This is a genomic window from Pollutimonas rozaliensis (assembly GCF_048751585.1).
Lineage (GTDB): Bacteria > Pseudomonadota > Gammaproteobacteria > Burkholderiales > Burkholderiaceae_B.
In genome coordinates, this window is sequence record NZ_JAZHOB010000155.1 from 1 (window position 1) to 266 (window position 266).

Annotated in this window: 1 protein-coding gene; it reads right to left on the reverse strand. The window is 43.6% G+C overall.

The window, feature by feature from the left end; all coding sequences use genetic code 11:
* Positions 1-68: 68 nt before the first annotated feature.
* A partial coding sequence (locus V0R37_RS22370) for a hypothetical protein (RefSeq protein WP_420376592.1) occupies positions 69-266 on the reverse strand: 198 nt, incomplete at its 5' end.

Here is a 266-nt window from a genome sequence, read left to right on the forward strand (position 1 = left end):
GGATAATCTGAAGCAGAACCGAAGTCAAAAGCTTCGGTTTTTTGTTGCCATAAAACTTGTCTTGGTATCTAGTTTGTTATCGACAGTATTCGTTGACGTAGCCGTAACGCATATAGGTAGCCAAGCAAACCGCCCATAATATGGCCTAAAGCGATGCCGATAAACAATCCGATCACACCATACCAATACGCCCCAAGCCTAGCCGCAGGTAAAGTAAAGATGAAAAGACGCATTACGCTCCATTGAAATGCTTTTAGCGGTTGATG